The sequence below is a fragment of the Mycobacterium sp. HM-7 genome, from assembly GCF_053852335.1.
Map to the genome: position 1 here is coordinate 2,333,935 of NZ_CM132657.1, position 17,993 is coordinate 2,351,927.

Sequence of the window (17,993 nt, forward strand, 5' to 3'; positions counted from 1 at the left end):
AGGAAGTTTCATTGGCTTGGCGAGCGTACTGCCAAAATCTGTCGGACCCACGGAGTACACCAGATTCAACCGGTGCGGCACGTGTCCGCACCCAAATTGGCGGGGGTATGAGATGGGTAATCGAGCGAACATTGTTGTGGTGAAAGACCAACGGTGGCAGTACGTGTACTCGCACTGTGAAGGCTGCCGCATGGTCGACCTTCTGATAGGCGGGCCGGATCTGGCGCTGCAATTCCTGGAATCGCTGCGGCTGCGGCAATCGCATGACTGGTGGACCGACCCGTCGGGGTGCGACGGTGGTGCGGTCTTCGACTTCGACCGACGGCGGGTCGTGTTCTTCGGCGACAGTCTCATGGTGGAGATGCCGCTGCGGCGAACCATCCTTGCGGCGCTCGCCGAGGTGTGGACGGGCTATGAGGTCATCTACGCATACGACGGCACCGCCCAGATCGGCGAATACGTCGGGAAGGAATTTGCCCTGCCATCACTGAACGGCCTGTCTGCGCCGAAACTTGCCCGATCGCGAAACTCGTTGTGTCACTTGGTTTCCGTCATCGATGTGGCGGGGGAGTTACGAATGTGGCCCTTGTGGTGGGGTGTCAGCAGTGCGTGGCACGGGTCGTCGTTGCTCGACAAGTTGCCGGGCGATGGGTTTCAGCGACTGCGGCTCGGCACGATCCCCGAAGGCGGGCTGCACATCGATGTCCCCCGAAATGCGGTCGGAATATGGAATACCGCCGATGGCATGGGCGTGTTCCGGGCGCTGCCGGAGTTGTGGCCCGGCTGGTGGACCGAATGCTGGGAGGATCGCTACGAAGAGCAGCTCGCCGCATGTGGGAGTGCGCTGCGACTGCCCGCGGTCGGGGCCGCGGATTTCGACGAGGCACTGAACTGGTTGCGCGAGAGGGCGTGTGGCATGGACCGCAGTTACGCTGCTGTCCCGCCGAGTCCGGAGGAATGGGCCCGATTCGCGGCAGCTTACGACCGAGCGCGGCTTCGTCAGGCGAAAACTGCATGACCGCCACGACGTGGCATTGGTACCATCGAAGGGGTAGAAAGGTACCAATCATGGCGCTGAACATCAAGGATCCCGCTGTCCATGAGGCGGTCAAGGAGATCGCGAAGATCACCGGCGAGTCCCAAGCGCAGGCTGTCGCGACAGCTGTGAACGAGCGGCTCCAACGACTTCAAGCCGACGATCTGGCCGAACGGTTACTGGCGATCGGCCGGGAGGCAGCTGGTCGTATGAGTCAGGAGACAAGGCTCATCGACCACGGCGAGTTGTTGTATGACGACCTGGGACTTCCCAGATGATCGTCGATACGTCATCAATCGTCGCCATCCTGCGGGACGAGGACGACGCGGCCGTGTACTCCCGTGCGATCGCGGCGAGTACGCCCCGAAGACTCTCGGCAGGAAATTACGTTGAATGCGGAATCATCGTCGACCGGGACCGAGACCCAGCTCTGAGCTCCAAGCTGGACGAGCTGCTCGGCACCGCAGGGATCGTTATCGAGCCGATCACCGAGCGTCAGGCGCATTTGGCTCGCCAGGCCTATCGAGACTTCGGGAAAGGCAGTGGCCACCCCGCAGGCCTCAACTTCGGTGACTGCTTCGCGTACGCGCTGGCGATCGACCGCCGCGAGCCATTGCTATGGAAGGGCAACGACTTCGGGCACACGGGCGTCCGATCCGCACTCGAGACCCGCTAGTCGTGCGCGAGCGACCCATCGCCTCGCGATCAGAACTTGTAGAACGGCACCAGCTGGTTGGCGCGCTGCAGGTTGGTCTGCAGGCAGTCGGGCCGGTCGGGCGACTCGATCGGGGAGTAGAACAGCGACTGGTTGATCAGGCCGTAGCTCGTCTTGAAGGTGATCATGCAGGTCACCCACCACCGGTCGTTCCAGTCAGTCGGCTTCATGATCCAGTACTGCGCGGCACGGTGTCCGGCGATGTTCAGCTCGACGGCGTCGGCAGGCAGCGTCTGCTCGTAGGTCCGCCAGACGATCGGCTCGACGGCCATCTGGTAGTTACCGGCGTCGTAGTGGCAGCGCAGGCCGTCTTCGTGGTCGGGCGGGGTGAAGCCCAGGCCCATGGCGTTGATCGCGTCGAGCGGAATCTGGTCGCACGGGTCGAACGGGCTCGGGTTCGTGGTGGAGATGATCGGCGACTTGATCGTGCTGCTGATCGGGGCCATGGGGGCCGAGGTGGAGCGCAGCTCCACGTTGTCGCCGCCGCTGGGCGTCACTGGGTTGGTCTGTGTGACCACCACGCCTGCCGTCACGAGCGCACACAGCGCCGACATGAGCCGCAGTTTCCCGGCCATCGCTGCCATGACACCCCTTTGATCCGAGCAATACTGCGGGGAGTCTACAAGTCGCCTGGGTCACACCGGACAGGATGGGAGAACCTGTTCTAGTTTCTCCCGCTGCGCGGGATGGTCGGCACGACGGCGGAGGTTGCTGCCACCCAAGTACCCTGGGTTTTTGTGTCGACTCAGCCGACCCTTTGGGCGATCAGTGACCTGCACATCGGGCATACCGGAAACAAGCCGGTCACCGAGTCGCTGCACCCGGCCTCGCCGGACGATTGGCTGATCGTCGCCGGCGACGTCGCCGAGCGCACCGACGACATCCGGTGGTCGCTGGACCTGCTGCGCAAGCGGTTCGCCAAGGTCATCTGGGTGCCGGGAAACCACGAACTGTGGACCACCAACAAAGACCCGATGCAGATCTTCGGGAAGGCCCGTTACGACTACCTGGTCGACATGTGCGACCAGATGGGCATCGTGACCCCCGAGCACCCGTTCCCGGTGTGGACGGGTCCGGGCGGCGCGGCGACGATCGTGCCGATGTTCCTGCTGTACGACTACAGCTTCCTGCCGGCGGGCACCGCGACCAAGGCCGAGGGGCTGGCGTTGGCCAAGGAGCGCAACGTCGTCGGCACCGACGAGTTCCTGTTGTCGAGCGAGCCGTACGCGACCCGGGACGCGTGGTGCCGGGACCGGCTGAACATCACCCGCAAGAAGCTCGACGACCTGGACTGGATGGAGTCGACCATCCTGGTCAACCACTTCCCGTTGGTGCGCGAACCCTGCGACGCGATGTTCTATCCGGAGTTCTCGCTGTGGTGCGGCACCACAGCGACCAAGGATTGGCACACCCGGTACAACGCCATCTGCTCGGTGTACGGCCACCTGCACATCCCGCGCACCACCTGGTACGACGGCGTGCGGTTCGAGGAAGTCTCCGTCGGCTACCCGCGAGAGTGGCGGCGCCGCAAGCCGTATCGGTGGATGCGCCAGATCCTCCCGGACCCCCAGTACCCACCCGGCTACCTCAACGACTTCGGTGGCCACTTCGAGATCACCCAGGAAATGCGGGAGCACGCGCAGAAGATGCAGGACCGGATCAATTCGAGGCGGTTGTGATGGGCGATGCCCTGTTGTCGCAGGTGCTGCCCGACGTCGTGGCCACCGCTGAAAGATATTCCGACGCGGTCGATCTCGTGCCGCTGCCCGAGGAAGAGCCGCTGATCGCCCGGTCGGTGGCCAAACGCCGCAACGAGTTCATCACCGTCCGGCAGTGTGCCCGTGAGGCACTGGGCAAGCTGGATGTGGGCCCGGTCCCGATCCTCAAGGGGGAGAAGGGTGAACCGTGCTGGCCTGACGGCATCGTCGGCAGCCTGACGCATTGCGAGGGTTTCCGTGGCGCGGTGGTGGCCAGGTCTACGCAGGTGCGGTCCGTCGGCATCGACGCCGAACCGCACGGGGTGTTGCCCAAGGGGGTGCTCGGCGCCGTTGCCCTGCCTGCCGAGCAGGACGCCGTGGCGACGCTGGAAGGCGACCTGCACTGGGACCGAATCCTGTTCTGCGCCAAGGAAGCGACGTACAAGGCCTGGTTTCCGCTCACGCACCGCTGGCTGGGCTTCGAGGACGCGCACATCACCTTCGAGCTGGATTCCACGGGCAGTTCGGGCACATTCCTGTCCCGCATCCTCATCGACCCGGCCGCCGAGTTCGGCCCACCGCTGACCGAACTGCCCGGACGCTTCACCGTCTCCAATGGCCTTGTCCTGACGGCGATCTCGCTGTGAAGGCAGCAGCGAGGCCGGCGCCGCCACCCGGCTTGGTGATCGTCGACAAGCCCGCCGGGATGACGAGCCACGACGTCGTCGGCCGGTGCCGGCGGCTGTTCGGCACCCGCAAGGTCGGCCACGCCGGGACGCTGGACCCAATGGCGACCGGTGTGCTGGTGGTCGGCATCGAGCGGGCGACCAAGATTCTGGGCCTGCTGACCGCCACCGACAAGAGGTACGTCGCGACGATCCGTCTCGGCCAGACCACGTCGACCGAGGACGCCGAAGGCGAAGTGCTGGAGACGGTTTCGGCTGCGCACGTGACTGACGACCAGATCGAGGCGGCGGTGGCCACTTTACGTGGAGAGATCGATCAGGTGCCGTCGGCGGTCAGCGCCATCAAGGTCGACGGCGAGCGCGCGTACAAACTGGTGCGTGAAGGCAAGGCGCCGGAACTGGCGGCCCGGCGGGTGCGGATCTCCCGGTTCTCGGTGGATGCTGTGCGACGCATCGAGGACTTCGTCGACGTGGATGTCACGGTGGACTGTTCGTCGGGCACCTACATCCGGGCGCTGGCCCGTGACGTCGGCGCCGCACTCGGTGTGGGTGGACATCTGACGGCGTTGCGGCGCACCAAGGTCGGCCGTTATGGCCTGGACGAGGCGCGCACCCTGGAACAGCTGACGGATGCCGCGGAATTGAGCTACACGCTGGACGCGGCCTGCCTGCTGGGCTTTCCGCGCCGCGACCTGACTGATGCCGAGACCGAGGACACCCGGCACGGCCGGGCCCTGGAACCGGCCGGTATCGGTGGCACCTACGCCGCGACCGCCCCCGACGGGCGGGTCATCGCGTTGCTGGAGGACGGACCGAAGCGCACCAGCAGTGTCGTGGTCCTGCGTCCCGCGACGTTGTAGAGATCGGCCGAAAACACAATTTGTGCCGGCGACGATCCGCCGCATATTTACATACCAATTGGAATGGTTGTGACGCGTTTTCATTGTCGCGCCACGTACGATGCAACGGTGACTGCAGGAGTGGAGGGGCGCGCGAAGCGGCGCACGCAGGCCGAGCGGAGCGCGGCCATGCGCACGCGCCTGCTGGACGCCACTGTGGAATGCCTGGTCACTTACGGTTACTCGGGCACCACCACGCAACGGGTCGCCGAAATCGCCGGCGTCACGCGCGGTGCGCAGGTGCACCATTTTCGGTCCAAGGAAGACTTGGTGGCGGCCGCGGTCGAGCATCTGGCCGAACAGCGCGTGCAGGCCGCGATCCGTGATCTCGGACGGGTGGGCAGTAACCCCGATCCGGTCACGACGATGCTGGACTATCTGTGGGAGTCGCATCAGGGGCCGATTTTCGTTGCGACGCTGGAGCTCTGGGTGGCTGCGCGTACTGATCCGGTGTTGGCCGAGCATATCGAGCGCGTTGAGCCCATCGTCATCGGCGCGCTGATCAGCGCGTTGGCGCAGCTGATTCCGAATCGCGCTGCACAGAAGGAGCTGCGGGACCTGGCGTTCACCGCGATGGATGCGCTGCGGGGGATTCTCTTGTCGAGCTTTGTAGATCGTGACACCGAGCGGGCCAAAAAGCGCTGGAATCGGGTGTGTGGCCAGCTGCACGGCATGTTTGTGGACGCTCTCGACGGTAAGACCGTCAACGCCGACATCTCCTCTTAAGTAACGCTTTTCGCCTGGGGTCGGCAAACTTCTCCGCTGATCAGGGACTGCCTTTGGCCACCCTCTTGTAAAGATACAAACAGGTTGGTATGTTTCTGACATCGCACAGAAAGAGAGGGTTCATGCCCAACAAGGTGTATGTGATCGGCGTCGGGATGACGAAGTTCGAGAAGCCGGGCGCTCGGCTCAATCCGGATGGGTCGCCGTGGGACTACCCGGATATGGCTCGTGAGTCGGGCTCGAAAGCATTGCTGGATGCCGGGATCGACTACCGCGAGATCCAGGAGGCCTACGTCGGTTACGTCTACGGTGAGTCGACGTCGGGGCAGCGGGCCGTCTACGAGCTCGGCATGACGGGCATCCCGGTGGTCAACGTCAACAACAACTGTTCGACCGGATCGACGGCGTTGTATCTCGCGGCGCGTGCCGTACGTAGCGGCCTGGCCGACTGTGCGCTTGCGCTCGGATTCGAGAAGATGCAGCCCGGTTCACTCGGTTCGACATATGACGACCGCGAGCAGCCCATGGCCAAGCACTTCCTGGCGCTGGCCGAGATCAGCGAGGTACTGTTCCCGCCGGCGCCGTGGATGTTCGGCGCTGCCGGCCGAGAGCACATGAAGCAATTCGGCTCCACTGCCGAGCATTTCGCGAAGATCGGCCACAAGAACCACAAGCACTCGGTCAACAATCCGTACGCGCAGTTCCAGGAGGAGTACAGCCTCGACGACATCTTGGGCGCACGGATGATCTACGACCCGCTGACAAAGCTGCAGTGCTCACCGACGTCGGACGGCTCCGGTGCGGCGATTCTGGCCAGCGAGGCGTTCGTCGACAAGCACGGGCTGGCCGGACAGGCTGTCGAGATCGTCGGGCAGGCCCTGACGACCGATTTCGAGAACAGCTTCGACGGCACGTGCAAGGCACTGATCGGTTACCACATGAATGTCGCTGCCGCGCAGAAGGTTTACGAGCAGTCCGGCCTCGGCGCCGACGACTTCCAGGTCATCGAGCTGCATGACTGCTTCAGCGCCAACGAACTGCTGCTGTACGAAGCCCTGGGTCTGTGTGGCGAAGGTGAAGCCGCGAAGTTGATCGACAACGGCGACACGACCTATGGCGGACGGTGGGTCGTCAACCCGTCCGGCGGACTGATCTCCAAAGGGCATCCACTGGGCGCGACCGGTTTGGCCCAGTGCGCCGAACTCACCTGGCAGCTGCGTGGCACCGCCGACAAGCGCCAGGTCTCCGGCGTCACCGCCGCCCTGCAACACAACATCGGTCTGGGCGGGGCTGCCGTGGTCACCGCCTACCAGCGTGCTGAGCGCTGAACCGAAACAGCAACCGACACAACACAACCAACAAACCAAGGAGTATGGCAATGGGACACATCGAAGCCACCAAGAAGCTCTCCGCCTCGCCGGAAGCGCTGTGGGCGATCGTCTCGGACCTTTCCAGCTGGGACAAGTGGTTCACCGTCCACGAGAAGTGGCTGTCCGACGTGCCGGCGACGGTTACTCCCGGCACCACGCTGACCGCGAAGATCGTCATGCTCGGCATGGCCAACAAGATCGAATGGAAGATCGAACGGATGGACGCGCCGACCACGTTCGCGTTGTCCGGCACTGGCATGGCCGGAGTGAAGGCGCTGTTCGAGTTCACCGTGACACCGTCGGGCGACGGTTCGGAGTTCAAGGTCGCCGGCGACTTCGAAGGCGCGCTGGTCAAGGGCGCGCTGGCCAAGGCTGTCGAGAAGGACGGCGCCAAGCAGCTCGACAAGACCCTCGAACTGCTCGACGGCCTGGCGACGGCGGCAGTCTGAAATGGCAGACGAGGAACTGATTTTCGACGACACCGGGCTGAACAAGTGGACCGACGACGACCACTTCGAAGTGACCCGTGAGCACCTCATCGACTATGCGAAGGCCACCAACGACCCCATCCCGGCCCATCTGGCCGGTGACGTCGCGCCGCCGGTGTTCGCGATTGTCCCGGTGTTCGAATCACTGCTCACACCGACAGTCGACGTGGCGCCGGTGGAGTTGATTCCCCGGGTCGTGCACGGAGAGCAGGACTTTCACTTCCACCGCCCCATCTATCCCGGCGACCGGCTGGTGTCCCGCGGCATGATGCTCGGCTACGAAGGGCTCGAGAACGGCACCCGCGCATCCGTCTACCTCGAATGTCGCACGGACGACGGTGATCTGGTCAACGAGCAGTACGTGACGTGCTTCTTCCGCGGCTTCAACGCCGGCAAGAAAGTCGGTGAGCTTGGCCCTGAGCACAAGTTCGACGCCGCACTGCGCGATCGTGCGCCGTTGGCCAAGGTCGTCCAGCATGTCGATGCCGACCAGACGTTCCGGTATTCGCCGGCATCGGGCGACCCGATGCCGATCCACCTCGATGAAGAGGTGGCCAAGGATGCGGGATTGCCGGGCATCATCGCCCACGGTCTGTGCACCATGGCCTTCACGTCGTGGGCGCTGTTGACCGAGGTCGGCGGCGGAGACGTCAACAGGCTGCAGCGATTTGCGGTGCGGTTCTCGAAGATGGTTCTTCCAGGGGACGACCTGGAGACCCGTATCTGGCAGGCCGGCCGCGGAACCAACACGACGAAGTATGCCTTCGAGACGGTGCGAAACGGCACCGCGGGCGAGGAATTCGCCATCACCGACGGCCTGGCCGTTTTCGCCGACTAGACGAGTTGAAAGGACTTCAGACATGGGAGCTTTGGAAGGACGGATCGCCGTCATCACCGGCGCGGGCCGCGGCATCGGCCGCGAGCACGCGTTGCTGTTCGCCCGTGAGGGCGCACGCGTCGTCGTCAATGACCTAGGTGGCAGTAACACCGGCGAGGGCGCCGACGCCGGTCCGGCGCAAGAAGTCGTCGATGAGATCGTCGCCGCCGGCGGCACGGCCGTCGCCAATACCGACAACATCGCGACCTGGGATGGCGCCGCCGGCCTCATCGAGCAGGCCGTCAGTGAGTTCGGTGGCCTCGACGTGGTAGTCAACAACGCCGGGATTCTGCGCGACGGCTTCATCCCGACCATGGAAGAATCCCAATGGGACGCTGTGGTTTCGGTGCACCTCAAGGGTCACTTCTCGGTGCTGCGGCACGCCGCGGCCTACTGGAAGGCGCAGAGCAAGGCAGGCAATCAGCCGAACGCCGCCGTCATCAACACCGCGTCGGGATCGGGCCTGACCGTGCCCAACGCCGGACAGGTGAACTACGGCGCGGCCAAGGCGGGCATCGCGGCGATGACCTTGGTGGCCGCCGAAGAGCTCGAACGGTATGGCGTACGGGCCAACGCCATTGCCCCGATCGCCCGCACCAGGCTCACCCTGGCCACGCCGGGCATGGGCGCCCTGATGGCTGAGCCCGACGACGGCGAAGTCGACCTGTTCAGCCCCGCGAACATCTCTCCGTTGGTGGCGTACCTGGCAACCGAGAAGTGCCCGCTGACCGGCAAGGTCTTCGCGGTACAGGGCGGCGCGATCTCCGAGCTCGGCGGCTGGCACGACGTGACGACGATCGAGACCGACGGGCTGTGGGAGATCGACGACATCTCGGCGAGGTTGGCATGATCGAGTGGTCTGAGTCCGACGAACTCATCCGGGACAGCGTCCGTCAGTTCGTCGACAAGGAGATCGAGCCGCACCGCGACGGACTCGAGCGCGGCGAACTGTCGCCATATCCGATCGCGCGAAAGCTGTTCAGCGAGTTCGGTCTCGACGTATTGGCCGGTGAGGCGATCAAGACCATGCTCGAAAAAGAACGGGCCAAAGCAGAAGCGATCGCGGCCGGGCAGCCCAAGCCGGAGAAGCGGTCGTCGGGCGGTATGGGCGACCTCGGCGGCCAGGTGTCGATGGCCGCGGTGCTGGTCTCGGAGATCGCCGGCGTCAGCATCGGGTTGCTCAGCACCATCGGGGTCAGCCTCGGCCTCGGCGCTGCCACCATCGCGAGCCGCGGCACCCTGGCGCAGAAGGAACGGTGGCTGCCCGAGCTGGTGACGCTCGAGAAGATCGCGTGCTGGGCCATCACCGAACCCGACGCGGGGTCAGATGCCTTCGGCGGCATGAAGACCTACGTCAAGCGCGACGGCGAGGACTACATCCTCAACGGCCAGAAGACATTCATCACCAATGGACCCGACGCCGACGTGCTGATCGTCTACGCCAAGCTGGACGACGGCGATCCGAGTGCGGACCGCCGGAACCGCAAGGTCCTGACCTTCGTCCTCGAAGCCGGGATGCCGGGCCTCACGCAGGGCAAGGCATTCAAGAAGATGGGCATGATGTCCTCGCCTACGGGCGAGTTGTTCTTCGACAACGTGCGCATCACGCCGGACCGGCTGTTGGGGGAGACCGAGCAGCACGACGGCGGCGATGGGCGGGAGAGCGCCCGTGCGAACTTCGCGGCCGAGCGACTCGGTGTCGCGCTGATGGCATTGGGAATCATCAACGAATGTCACCGGCGCTGCCTGGATTACGCCAAGACCCGCACTCTGTGGGGCCAGAACATCGGTCAGTTCCAGCTGATCCAGCTCAAGCTGGCCAAGATGGAAGTCGCGCGGATCAACGTGCAGAACATGGTGTTCCAGACCTTGGAGAAGGTCCAGGCCGGCAAGATTCCGTCGCTGTCGGAGGCGTCGGCGGTCAAGCTGTACTCGTCGGAGGCGGCCACCGAGGTGGCGATGGATGCCGTTCAGCTGTTCGGCGGCAACGGCTACATGGCCGAGTACCGCGTCGAGCAGCTGGCGCGGGATGCCAAGTCGCTGATGATCTACGCCGGCAGCAATGAGGTTCAGGTAACGCACATCGCGAAGGGGCTGCTCGCCGGATGAGAGCGGCGGACCCACTCATGATGGCGTTCGACCGGTTGACGGCGAATTCGGCCGCGCGGCTGACCATCGGCGCCGCCTTGCGGTTCCTGATGGCCAATCCGCGGTTGATCACGCTGATCCGGCCGGTCGCCAACTCGGCGATCGTCGGGGTCAGCCCCGTCGTCGCCGGCACGGCGGTGGCACCGGTGGTGGCACCGCTGTGCGGTGAGTGGGTCCGTGCGCCCGGTGCTCGTGATGGCGCTGGTGTCGTGCTGGTGCTGCACGGCAGTGGTTACCTGATCTGCTCGCCGCGCACGCACCGGGGCTTCGCATCGCATCTGTCGCGCTCCTCGGGTCTGCCCGCGCTGGTGGTCGGCTATCCGCTGGCCCCGGAGCGCACGTTCCCCGCAGCGGAGGACGCGGCCATGACGGCGTATCGCTGGCTACTGACCCAGGGCTATGACTCGAGCAAAGTGGTGATCGCCGGTGATTCGGCGGGTGGGCATCTCGCGGTTGCAGTGGCCTTGCGTGCCAGAGCCGAGGGATTGCCCACGCCGGCCGCGCTCGCCTTGTGGGGTCCGCTGATCGATCCGTCGTACCGCGCTTCGATCACCGATCCCCGGGTGCGCCGGCAGCCGTTCGATCCGTCGGCGGCCGCCCGGGCCCTGGCGCTGTATGTCGGTGATGCGGACCCGGCGGATCCGCGGCTGTGTCTGCTGAACGCCGACCTGTCGGCTCTACCGCCCATCCAATTGCATTACGGAACAAGGGAAGTCATGCGAGCCGACGCCGAGGCGTTCGCCGCTCGGGTGACGGCGTCGGGCGGTCACTGTGAGCAGCGGGTGTGGGCGGGCCTGTCACACGCCTACTGGATGTTTCCGCGCGGCAAGGACGGAAGTTTGGACAGCATGATGACCGGTGGGGAGTTTCTGCGAGCCGCCGTGGCTCAGCCCGACCGACCGATGGCGAAGGAGTAGGACGGGTGATGACGCAGCTGCTGCGCCAGGTTCGGGACGCGCGTGGCATGGTCGAGGCGGCAATGGTGCTGCAGCGCCGGGGGTTGGTGGATGTCTGCCGGCCGCTCGACGCGGTGTCCGCGTCGCGCGGCTTGCGCCGTTACGGGTCGTTCGGTGGCCTGGTCGGGCACGTCGCGGCCCGCTACGGCGATGCGCCCGCGCTCACCGATGAGCTCGGCACGCTGAGCTTCACCGAACTCGAGGCCGTGTCCAACTCGTTGGCGCGGGGACTCGCGGATCGCGGGATCGGCGCGGGCACCGTGGTCGGCCTGCTCGTGCGGAACCACCGAGCACTTCCTCTGGCGCTGTTCGCCGCTGGAAAGGTCGGCGCGAGAGTGGTTTTGCTCAATACGGGTTTTGCGGCACCGCAACTCGCCGACGTGTGCAAGCGCGAGAACGTCACCGCGGTGATCGCCGATGACGAATTCGGCGAGCTGCTCGAAGTCCTGCCCTTCGGCGTCGACCGCATCGTCGGCTGGTCCGGGGTGCGCGGGCTGGCGGCGGTCGCCGCCGGCCGGTCCGCCACCGCGGTGCCCGCGCCGGCGTCGGTCGGCGGCATGGTACTGCTCACCAGCGGCACGACCGGGACGCCGAAAGGTGCACCGCGAAACAAGGTCAGTCCACTGCAGTCCGCGCAGCTGCTGGACCGGATACCGTGGCCCTCTGGCGGTGCCTATTATGTTGCGGCACCGATGTTTCACGCCACGGGACTCGCCACCTGCTCCTTGGGGCTGGCCCTCGGCAACCGGGTGGTACTGGCGCGCCGATTCGACCCGGAGGCGACCCTCGCGGCGATCGAACGCCATCGGGTGGGTGCACTCATCGCGGTGCCGACGATGCTGAGCCGCATCCTGGATCTGGGTCCTGAAGTACTGGCACGCTACGACACCTCATCGTTGCAGGTGGTGTTCGCCGCCGGCTCCGCGCTGTCACCTGATCTGTGCCGCCGCACCATGGACGCTTTCGGGGAGGTGCTGTACAACCTCTACGGCTCGACAGAGGTCGCCGTCGCCGCGGTGGCGACTCCGAGCGAATTACGCACCGCGCCGGGCACGGTGGGTCGGCCGCCGGTCGGATGCACGCTCGCCGTATATGACGAGAACCGGCGGCGGATCACCGAACCGGGCCGTACCGGAACGCTTTTCGTCTCGAGCAACTTCAGCTTCGCGGGCTACACCGACGGTGGGCACAAAGAATCGGTCGACGGCTTGTTGTCGTCGGGGGACACCGGCCACTTCGATGATAACGGTTTGTGGTTCGTCGACGGCCGTGACGACGACATGATCGTCTCCGGCGGGGAGAATGTCTTCCCACTGGAGGTCGAGAACCTCCTCGCCGGCCATCCCGCGGTCGTCGAAACCTCGGTGGTCGGGGTGGACGACCTGGAATTCGGAAAGCGCTTGTGCGCCTTCGTGGTACTGCGGCCGGGCGCCGATCTCGACGCCGACGGTGTCAAGAGCTACGTACGGGCGGAACTGGCCCGCCACAAGGTACCGCGCGACGTCGTGTTCCTCGACGTCCTGCCTCGCAACGAGACCGGCAAGGTGCTCAAATCGCAACTGCACAAGATGGTGGAGCAATGACCAAGAAGATCAACGACATTCGCGGTCGGGTCGTGGCGATCACGGGCGGCGCCCGGGGCATCGGGCGGGCGACCGGTTTGGCCTTCCTGCGGGCCGGCGCGCGGGTTGCCTTGGGCGACATCGACGTCGAACTCGCCGAGAAGACCGCCGCCGAATTCGCCGCCACCGGCGAGCAGGTCTGCGGTCTGCAGCTGGACGTCACCAGCCGGGCGTCCTTTTCGGCCTTCCTCGACGACGTGGAAAGCCAACTCGGTCCCGTCGACGTCCTGATCAACAACGCGGGCATCATGCCGACGGGACTGTTCGCCGAAGAGACCGACGAGATGACCGACCGCATGGTCGCCATCAATGTGGGCGGCGTCTTGACCGGGTCGAAGCTGGCCGCCAATCGGATGCGCGGACGCGGGGGCCACATCGTCAACGTGGCCTCGCTGGCCGGAGTCAGTGCATTTCCCGGTCTGGCCACGTACTGCGCCACCAAGCATGCGGTGGTCGAATTCACCGAGGCCCTGCAGCTCGAACTCGCTGACGACGGCATAGTGGTCACCGCGGTGCTGCCGGGCGTCGTGCACACCGAACTGTCTGCGGGCCACAGCGCGCCGCGGTGGATTCAGCCCGTCAGCGAGGTGGAGCCCGATGACGTCGCCGCGGCGATTGTCGATGCCGTCGTCCGCGGCAAGTCGAAAGTCGCAGTGCCACAAGCCCTTGGCGCGATGATCAAGGTCATGGGCGCGCTCCCGGACGGTGCCCGGCATTGGATTTCCCACGCCGCGCACTTCGACACCACTTTCACCCACACCGACGCCGCAGTGCGGGCGGCGTACCACAGCAGGCTGCAGCAGTAAGCGAGAGGTGGAAATCCTTGTCAACAGATTCGGCCATCACTGTCTGTTCTCCGGCCGATGGCCGTGTGGTCGACTCGGTACCTGTCGCCGGCGGCGAGGCGGTGGCCGCGGTTGTCGGTGAGCTGCGCGCCGAACAGGCCGGCTGGGCTGAACTTTCGGCGCGGGCACGCGCAGCGCATCTGCTGCGATACCGGGACTGGCTGCTGGACAACGAGTCTCGCTTGGCTGTGATGTTGCAGCAGGAGACCGGCAAGCCATGGGCGGAGGCCAATCTCGAGATCCCGTACATCGTGGATGCGATCAACTATTTCGCACGGACCGCGCCCGGGTTGCTTGCGGACGGCAGCCCACCGCGGCATGGGACGATCGCGGTTACCAAGCGGCAGCTGCTGGTGCAGCGGCCCTACCCGGTGGTTGGGGTCATCACGCCATGGAATTTCCCGCTCGGGCTCTCGCTGCTCGATGCGGTACCGGCGTTGCTTGCCGGGGCTGCAGTGGTGGTCAAACCCTCGGAGTTCACCCCGGTGACGGTGGCCGCGGCCATCGAAGGCTGGAAAGCGGTTGGGGCGCCGCGCGTTCTGGAGTGCGTGACGGGTGGGAGCGAAACCGGCGTGGCCGTTGTGGCCAATGTCGACTACGTCCAGTTCACGGGGTCGACGCGAACCGGTAAGGCCATCGCGCATGCGGCGGCCGAGCGGTTGATCCCGTGTGGCCTCGAGCTTGGTGGCAAGGACGCAATGATCGTGCTCGACGACGCCGACATCGGCCGGGCAGCCAACGCGGCGGTGTGGGGCGGCATGGCCAATGCGGGCCAGATGTGCACTTCGGTCGAACGTGTCTACGTCGAAGCCGCCGTCTACGACGAGTTCATCGGCCTGGTCGCCGAGAAGCTCAGCGTGCTGCGGGTCGGCGAGGACGATCAGCAATTCCGTTACGACGTCGGCCCGTTGGCCACCGATGCGCAACTCGCGATCGTGTGCGACCACGTCGAAGATGCGGTGGCCCGCGGAGCCAGGGTCCTCGTCGGTGGCGCGCGGATTGACGGCTCGGGGTTCTTCGAGCCCACGCTCCTGGTCGACGTGGACCACTCCATGCTGTGTATGCAGCGGGAGACGTTCGGTCCGACGCTGCCGGTGATGAAGGTGCGCGACGAAGACGAGGCGGTCCGGCTGGCCAACGACTCGGACTACGGACTGTCGGCAACCGTGTTCTCCGGCAACAGAGCTCGGGCGGGGCGGGTTGCACGCCGGCTCGATGCCGGCGCCGTCAACATCAACGATGTGTTCGGGAACCTGTTCACCTTGTCGCTGCCGCAGGGCGGTTGGAAGCAGTCCGGGCTGGGTCGCCGCAACGGTGCCGATGCGGTACTCAAATACACGCGGCCGCAGGCGATCGTGTCGGCCCGGGTCCAGCTGAACAGCGAGATCATCTGGTACCCCTACACCGCTATCCGCGGCAGCATCGTGCACCGCCTGGGACGTATCCTCGGAGCTCGCGATCTGCTCCGCCGGCTCGGCTGACCCCTGCAGTGGCATGGCTGGGTACCCAGATCGCGCCAAAGATGAAAGGCGTGTGAATGTTGGCCGCCAGGCGGATTCAGGCGACGACCCAGATCGCTTCGGCGGCAGGGTTACCCAGATCGACGGTCGTCGCGTCATCACCGGCTGCGTCCGCAGCCGTGACAGCCACCGAGATCATCCCGGCGAAGTCGCGCCGCGCCACCACGCGCAGATGTGAATCGAGCGTGATGCCGACGCTGTCGAAGTACCGCAGCATCTCGGGGTCGTGATCGGAAATCCGGGCCACTGTGCCGGCGTCGCCGTCCGAACACGCGGACAGTTGCCGCGCCGGGGGAGTCGGCACCTGACCGTCGGCCGCCGGGATCGGATCGCCGTGCGGGTCCCGCGTCGGGAAACCGAGCTTGGCGTCGATGCGGTCGAGCATCCGGTCCGACACGGCGTGCTCGAGCACCTCGGCTTCGTCGTGCACCTCGTCCCAGCCGTAACCGAGCTCGCGCACGAGGAACGTCTCCATCAACCGATGGCGGCGGACCATGGCCAGCGCCGCGCTGCGCCCGGTATCGGTCAGCGTCACCGCGCCGTACTTCTCGTGGTGCACCAGACCCTGATCGGCAAGCTTGCGGATCGACTCGGAGGCGGTCGACGCCGATACCCCGATGCGCTCAGCCAGCCTTTTCGTGCTGACTTTCTCGCGTGACCACTCCTGCGCGGTCCAGATGACTTTGAGGTAGTCCTGGGCAACCGGGGATAGATCTGGCGGATTGCCAGCGTCGTCTGCAGGACTCACAGCACAAAGTTTAGGCAATCGTCACCTGATCCGGGGATCTCACGGTGCCTGCCGTAGCGGCGCGCCGTAGGCTTGCGGTCGTGCAACGCTGGCGTGGGCAGGACGAGATCCCCACGGATTGGGGCCGATGTGTGCTCACCATCGGGGTGTTCGATGGTGTACATCGTGGACACGCGGAGTTGATCAGTCACGCGGTGAAGGCGGGCCGGTCGCGCGGGGTTCCCACGGTGCTGATGACGTTCGACCCGCATCCGATGGAAGTGGTTCTGCCGGGCAGCCATCCCGCGCAGCTGACGACGCTGACCCGCCGGGCCGAGCTGGTCGAGGAACTCGGCGTCGACGTGTTCCTGGTGATGCCCTTCACCACCGATTTCATGAAGCTGACCCCCGAGCGGTACGTGCATGAGCTGCTCGTCGAGCGCCTGCACGTCCTCGAAGTCGTGGTCGGCGAGAACTTCACCTTCGGCAAGAAGGCCGGCGGCAACGTGCCGCTGCTGCGCAAGGCCGGGGAACGATTCGGGTTCGCCGTCGAGGGCATCTCCCTGGTGGCCGAGCATCACCGGGCCGAGACCGTCACGTTCTCGTCCACCTACATCCGCTCCTGCGTCGACGCCGGCGACATGGTGGCGGCGACCGAGGCCCTGGGCCGCCCACATCGCGTCGAAGGCGTCGTCGTCCGCGGCGACGGCCGTGGCCGCGGACTGGGCTTCCCGACCGCCAACGTCGCGCCGCCGATGCACTCGGCGATCCCCGCCGACGGTGTCTACGCCGCCTGGTTCACCGTCCTGGGGCACGGCCCGTCGGTCGGCACCGTGACGCCGGGGGAGCGCTACCAGGCCGCGGTGTCGGTGGGTACCAATCCGACGTTCTCCGGGCGCACCCGCACCGTCGAGGCGTTCGTCCTCGATACCGACGCTGACCTCTACGGGCAGCATGTGGCGGTCGACTTCGTCTCGCGGATCCGCGGCCAGGAGAGGTTCGACTCGGTGGACGACCTGATCGTGGCCATGGACCGCGATACCGGCCGGGCTCGCACGATTCTGGCTGCGCAGTAACTTCCTGATAAACTGCCCGACGCGCGTGCTGCAGTTCGCGGTGGCCGCGCCCTCGTTGTTCTTCGCGGACCGAATTGATGGAGTTGTTTCGTGGCACTCACTGCCGAGCAGAAAAAAGAAATCCTGGGCTCGTACGGCCTGCATGAGACCGACACCGGCTCGCCGGAGGCTCAGGTCGCCCTGCTGACCAAGCGCATCTCGGATCTGACCGAGCACCTCAAGCAGCACAAGCACGACCACCACAGCCGTCGTGGTCTGCTGCTGCTCGTCGGCCGTCGCCGCCGGTTGCTCAAGTACGTCGCCCAGGTCGACGTCGCGCGGTACCGCTCGCTGATCGAGCGTCTGGGTCTGCGTCGCTGACGCACCACTGATTCATCACCATCGCCAGGTCTGCTCCGGCAGGCCTGGCGATGGGCATTGGTACGGGTAGTAACATGAATTTGTTTTGGGCCAAGCGCCCGAGACGTCGGAACGTCACAGCGGCATCCGCCTGAACCTCGTGGGGCGGTCTTCGGTAGTGGCTGTCGGGGCAATGACTCCGGCCGCTTCGATCGACGGCCGCCAGCAACTAGCGGGATGGTTTTCGGGTTTTCTGGGTGCTCCCG

The 17,993-nt window shown here is 65.6% G+C and carries 20 protein-coding genes; 18 read left to right on the forward strand and 2 right to left on the reverse strand.

The features are described from left to right. Positions 1 to 190: 190 nt before the first annotated feature. The 3 genes from ACWW1C_RS11205 to ACWW1C_RS11215 are packed head-to-tail and all read left to right on the forward strand — an operon-like array spanning position 191 to position 1,712. Entirely contained in the window at positions 191 to 1,018 is an 828-nt protein-coding gene (locus ACWW1C_RS11205; protein ID WP_455983499.1) for a hypothetical protein, read from the forward strand. A 50-nt stretch (positions 1,019 to 1,068) separates the two neighbouring features. Continuing rightward, on the forward strand, positions 1,069 to 1,314 hold the full coding sequence (locus ACWW1C_RS11210; RefSeq protein WP_455983500.1) for a type II toxin-antitoxin system VapB family antitoxin: 246 nt from the start codon (positions 1,069 to 1,071) through the stop codon (positions 1,312 to 1,314). Beyond that, the gene (locus tag ACWW1C_RS11215) at positions 1,311 to 1,712 is read left to right on the forward strand and encodes a type II toxin-antitoxin system VapC family toxin (RefSeq protein WP_455983501.1); all 402 of its coding nucleotides are present in this window, start codon (positions 1,311 to 1,313) and stop codon (positions 1,710 to 1,712) included. The genes ACWW1C_RS11210 and ACWW1C_RS11215 overlap by 4 nt, the downstream gene beginning before the upstream one ends. Before the next feature lie 29 nt (positions 1,713 to 1,741). Here ACWW1C_RS11215 and ACWW1C_RS11220 read toward each other — a convergent pair whose 3' ends face one another. Next, positions 1,742 to 2,326, reverse strand: coding sequence for a DUF3558 domain-containing protein (locus tag ACWW1C_RS11220; protein ID WP_455984235.1), 585 nt, complete (start codon positions 2,324 to 2,326; stop codon positions 1,742 to 1,744). 111 nt (positions 2,327 to 2,437) lie between these two features. Here ACWW1C_RS11220 and ACWW1C_RS11225 point away from each other — a divergent pair, with 111 nt between their 5' ends. The 13 genes from ACWW1C_RS11225 to ACWW1C_RS11285 all read left to right on the forward strand — a co-directional run bounded on the left by ACWW1C_RS11225 (position 2,438) and on the right by ACWW1C_RS11285 (position 15,546). Further along, positions 2,438 to 3,430 (forward strand): metallophosphoesterase family protein, encoded by a 993-nt coding sequence (locus ACWW1C_RS11225; protein WP_455983502.1) that lies wholly within the window; start codon positions 2,438 to 2,440, stop codon positions 3,428 to 3,430. Then, positions 3,430 to 4,095, forward strand: a complete 666-nt coding sequence (gene pptT, locus ACWW1C_RS11230; RefSeq protein WP_455983503.1) for a 4'-phosphopantetheinyl transferase PptT — start codon at positions 3,430 to 3,432, stop codon at positions 4,093 to 4,095. The genes ACWW1C_RS11225 and pptT overlap by 1 nt, the downstream gene beginning before the upstream one ends. Positions 4,096 to 4,154: 59 nt before the next feature. Next, positions 4,155 to 4,994: a tRNA pseudouridine(55) synthase TruB gene (gene truB / locus ACWW1C_RS11235; RefSeq protein WP_455984236.1), complete on the forward strand. Its 840-nt coding sequence runs from the start codon at positions 4,155 to 4,157 to the stop codon at positions 4,992 to 4,994. 168 nt (positions 4,995 to 5,162) lie between these two features. Beyond that, complete coding sequence (locus tag ACWW1C_RS11240) at positions 5,163 to 5,759, forward strand: TetR/AcrR family transcriptional regulator (RefSeq protein ID WP_455984237.1); 597 nt, start codon at positions 5,163 to 5,165, stop codon at positions 5,757 to 5,759. A gap of 122 nt (positions 5,760 to 5,881) precedes the next feature. Further along, a complete protein-coding gene (locus ACWW1C_RS11245; RefSeq protein ID WP_455983504.1) occupies positions 5,882 to 7,087 on the forward strand; it encodes a lipid-transfer protein in 1,206 nt (401 codons plus the stop codon). Positions 7,088 to 7,137: 50 nt separating this feature from the next. Then, positions 7,138 to 7,578: a type II toxin-antitoxin system Rv0910 family toxin gene (locus ACWW1C_RS11250; protein ID WP_455983505.1), complete on the forward strand. Its 441-nt coding sequence runs from the start codon at positions 7,138 to 7,140 to the stop codon at positions 7,576 to 7,578. Between the two features lies 1 nt (position 7,579). Next, positions 7,580 to 8,455 carry a MaoC/PaaZ C-terminal domain-containing protein gene (locus ACWW1C_RS11255; RefSeq protein WP_455983506.1) on the forward strand — a complete coding sequence of 292 codons (876 nt, stop codon included), beginning with the start codon at positions 7,580 to 7,582 and terminating at the stop codon, positions 8,453 to 8,455. A 22-nt stretch (positions 8,456 to 8,477) separates the two neighbouring features. Further along, a complete protein-coding gene (locus ACWW1C_RS11260; protein ID WP_455983507.1) occupies positions 8,478 to 9,344 on the forward strand; it encodes an SDR family oxidoreductase in 867 nt (288 codons plus the stop codon). Further along, positions 9,341 to 10,603, forward strand: a complete 1,263-nt coding sequence (locus tag ACWW1C_RS11265; RefSeq protein WP_455983508.1) for an acyl-CoA dehydrogenase family protein — start codon at positions 9,341 to 9,343, stop codon at positions 10,601 to 10,603. The genes ACWW1C_RS11260 and ACWW1C_RS11265 overlap by 4 nt, the downstream gene beginning before the upstream one ends. Beyond that, a complete protein-coding gene (locus ACWW1C_RS11270; RefSeq protein ID WP_455983509.1) occupies positions 10,600 to 11,559 on the forward strand; it encodes an alpha/beta hydrolase fold domain-containing protein in 960 nt (319 codons plus the stop codon). Before ACWW1C_RS11265 ends, ACWW1C_RS11270 begins: the two co-directional genes overlap by 4 nt. 8 nt (positions 11,560 to 11,567) lie before the next feature. Next, on the forward strand, positions 11,568 to 13,181 hold the full coding sequence (locus tag ACWW1C_RS11275) for an acyl-CoA synthetase (RefSeq protein ID WP_455983510.1): 1,614 nt from the start codon (positions 11,568 to 11,570) through the stop codon (positions 13,179 to 13,181). Next, positions 13,178 to 14,026, forward strand: coding sequence for an SDR family oxidoreductase (locus ACWW1C_RS11280; RefSeq protein ID WP_455983511.1), 849 nt, complete (start codon positions 13,178 to 13,180; stop codon positions 14,024 to 14,026). The genes ACWW1C_RS11275 and ACWW1C_RS11280 overlap by 4 nt, the downstream gene beginning before the upstream one ends. A gap of 17 nt (positions 14,027 to 14,043) precedes the next feature. After that, positions 14,044 to 15,546, forward strand: a complete 1,503-nt coding sequence (locus tag ACWW1C_RS11285) for an aldehyde dehydrogenase family protein (protein WP_455983512.1) — start codon at positions 14,044 to 14,046, stop codon at positions 15,544 to 15,546. A gap of 76 nt (positions 15,547 to 15,622) precedes the next feature. On the opposite strand, the gene mntR is transcribed toward ACWW1C_RS11285, so the two are convergent. After that, positions 15,623 to 16,333, reverse strand: a complete 711-nt coding sequence (gene mntR / locus ACWW1C_RS11290) for a manganese-binding transcriptional regulator MntR (RefSeq protein ID WP_455983513.1) — start codon at positions 16,331 to 16,333, stop codon at positions 15,623 to 15,625. Positions 16,334 to 16,413: 80 nt separating this feature from the next. Here mntR and ACWW1C_RS11295 point away from each other — a divergent pair, with 80 nt between their 5' ends. Beyond that, complete coding sequence (locus ACWW1C_RS11295; protein WP_455983514.1) at positions 16,414 to 17,388, forward strand: bifunctional riboflavin kinase/FAD synthetase; 975 nt, start codon at positions 16,414 to 16,416, stop codon at positions 17,386 to 17,388. 90 nt (positions 17,389 to 17,478) lie between these two features. After that, positions 17,479 to 17,748, forward strand: coding sequence for a 30S ribosomal protein S15 (gene rpsO / locus ACWW1C_RS11300; protein ID WP_039319178.1), 270 nt, complete (start codon positions 17,479 to 17,481; stop codon positions 17,746 to 17,748). Positions 17,749 to 17,993: the final 245 nt, after the last annotated feature.

Coding starts and splice junctions, on each gene's coding strand:
- truB (WP_455984236.1), top strand. CDS start 4,155: ATGACGAGCCACGACGTCGTCGGCCGGTGCCGGCGGCTGTTCGGCACC.
- ACWW1C_RS11240 (WP_455984237.1), top strand. CDS start 5,163: ATGCGCACGCGCCTGCTGGACGCCACTGTGGAATGCCTGGTCACTTAC.
- ACWW1C_RS11250 (WP_455983505.1), top strand. CDS start 7,138: ATGGGACACATCGAAGCCACCAAGAAGCTCTCCGCCTCGCCGGAAGCG.
- ACWW1C_RS11265 (WP_455983508.1), top strand. CDS start 9,341: ATGATCGAGTGGTCTGAGTCCGACGAACTCATCCGGGACAGCGTCCGT.
- ACWW1C_RS11215 (WP_455983501.1), top strand. CDS start 1,311: ATGATCGTCGATACGTCATCAATCGTCGCCATCCTGCGGGACGAGGAC.
- ACWW1C_RS11270 (WP_455983509.1), top strand. CDS start 10,600: ATGAGAGCGGCGGACCCACTCATGATGGCGTTCGACCGGTTGACGGCG.
- ACWW1C_RS11275 (WP_455983510.1), top strand. CDS start 11,568: ATGACGCAGCTGCTGCGCCAGGTTCGGGACGCGCGTGGCATGGTCGAG.
- ACWW1C_RS11245 (WP_455983504.1), top strand. CDS start 5,882: ATGCCCAACAAGGTGTATGTGATCGGCGTCGGGATGACGAAGTTCGAG.
- ACWW1C_RS11220 (WP_455984235.1), bottom strand. CDS start 2,326: ATGGCCGGGAAACTGCGGCTCATGTCGGCGCTGTGTGCGCTCGTGACG.
- ACWW1C_RS11210 (WP_455983500.1), top strand. CDS start 1,069: ATGGCGCTGAACATCAAGGATCCCGCTGTCCATGAGGCGGTCAAGGAG.
- ACWW1C_RS11205 (WP_455983499.1), top strand. CDS start 191: ATGGTCGACCTTCTGATAGGCGGGCCGGATCTGGCGCTGCAATTCCTG.
- pptT (WP_455983503.1), top strand. CDS start 3,430: ATGGGCGATGCCCTGTTGTCGCAGGTGCTGCCCGACGTCGTGGCCACC.
- ACWW1C_RS11225 (WP_455983502.1), top strand. CDS start 2,438: ATGGTCGGCACGACGGCGGAGGTTGCTGCCACCCAAGTACCCTGGGTT.
- ACWW1C_RS11280 (WP_455983511.1), top strand. CDS start 13,178: ATGACCAAGAAGATCAACGACATTCGCGGTCGGGTCGTGGCGATCACG.
- ACWW1C_RS11255 (WP_455983506.1), top strand. CDS start 7,580: ATGGCAGACGAGGAACTGATTTTCGACGACACCGGGCTGAACAAGTGG.
- ACWW1C_RS11260 (WP_455983507.1), top strand. CDS start 8,478: ATGGGAGCTTTGGAAGGACGGATCGCCGTCATCACCGGCGCGGGCCGC.